Annotated in this window: 2 protein-coding genes; both read right to left on the reverse strand. The window is 69.6% G+C overall.

Translation table 11 applies throughout. The features are described 5' to 3' along the window. Positions 1-19: 19 nt before the first annotated feature. Positions 20-547 (reverse strand): transposase, encoded by a 528-nt coding sequence (locus OO63_RS41050; protein WP_030363831.1) that lies wholly within the window; start codon positions 545-547, stop codon positions 20-22. Continuing rightward, the gene (locus tag OO63_RS41055) at positions 544-1,152 is read right to left on the reverse strand and encodes a helix-turn-helix domain-containing protein (RefSeq protein ID WP_030363830.1); all 609 of its coding nucleotides are present in this window, start codon (positions 1,150-1,152) and stop codon (positions 544-546) included. The genes OO63_RS41050 and OO63_RS41055 overlap by 4 nt, the downstream gene beginning before the upstream one ends. Positions 1,153-1,226 lie beyond the last annotated feature (74 nt).

Below are 1,226 nucleotides of genomic sequence, written 5' to 3' on the forward strand. Positions count from 1 at the left end.
GGCCCTAGTGCTGCGTTCCTCAAAGGACGTACTCATAGCGGCGCCGTCGTGTGCGGGTGGGAGGGGCCGGTCGGCCCCAGACCCAGGGCTGGGCGCGGGCGTTGAGCTGGGCGGTGGCCAGTCTGGTGGCGTAGGCGATGTCGCGAGGGTTGCAGAAGGAACGGCCGGCCAGGGCCGTCTTGCGGAACAGGCGCCACCAGCCCTCTTGCAGGTTGAGCCAGCAGGCACCAACCGGGATGAACGCGTGATGGATGCGCGGGTGGTCTTCCAGCCAGGCCCGGGTGGACACACTGCGGTGCGCGGACAGGTTGTCCGTGACGATCCAGATCACCCCGACCGGGTTGGCCTGCTCGAGTCGCTCCAGAAACTGCTGGTAGCAGACACTGCTGCGAGACGGCGCGGTCATCGTGACCTCGTGGCCGTCGCGGATCCGCAGCCCGCCGAAGACCCAGGTTTTCTCGGGCCCGCGTCCGTAGTCAAGTTCGGACTTGATCCGGTGCCCGTCGGGCGACCAGGTGGGCGCGGGCGGAAAGGTGCGCGGGATCACCGGACCGAGTTCGTCGGCGCAGATGACCGTGGCGCCCGGCGGCGGATCGGTGTACAGCCCGATGATCCGTGTCCTTTTGGGACGAAGTCCAGGTCGGCCGAGCGCGTCCATGACCTCGGGCGGCGCCAGCGCACCCCCTCGGCCAGCAGAATCCGGCGCACTTGCGAGCGGCCCACCCGAATCCCCTCGGCCCGGGCGGCGGTCGCCAGAGACGACAGGGTCCACTCGGCCGGGCCCAGCTCATCGGGCGCCCACAACTCGCCGACCGGCTCCCACCGCAGCCGTCCCGGAGGCAACGTCCTGACCAGTGCGATGATGCGGGACCGTTCGGCCTCGGTAATCCGACGCTTGCGGCCCTGTCCGCCCAGATCCTCCAAGCCCGCCACCCCGGACCGGTTGAAGCGGTGCAACCAGCGCCGCACCGTCTTTTGACCGCACCCCAGCTCCTCGGCGATCGTCGGCACCCGCTGCCCAGACCAACTCAACTCCACCATCCGGGCCCGCACCACCAAATCCCGCGGCGCCTTCCGCGCCCGGGTAAGCCTCTCGATCAGCGCCCGCTCCGCTTTGCCCCGACTGGGCCGTGCCTTCACCAGCACTGCCATGACCCGTCCCGTGTCTCCGCAACGGCCCCGCTACCAGGCCATATACCCGGCCAAAGAGGAACGCAGCACTAGGG

Origin of the sequence: Streptomyces alboflavus, assembly GCF_000716675.1 — a bacterium.
Lineage (GTDB): Bacteria > Actinomycetota > Actinomycetes > Streptomycetales > Streptomycetaceae > Streptomyces > Streptomyces alboflavus.

Excerpts from the sequence above, each read along its gene's own strand:
- OO63_RS41055 (WP_030363830.1), bottom strand. The coding sequence starts at position 1,152 with ATGGCAGTGCTGGTGAAGGCACGGCCCAGTCGGGGCAAAGCGGAGCGG.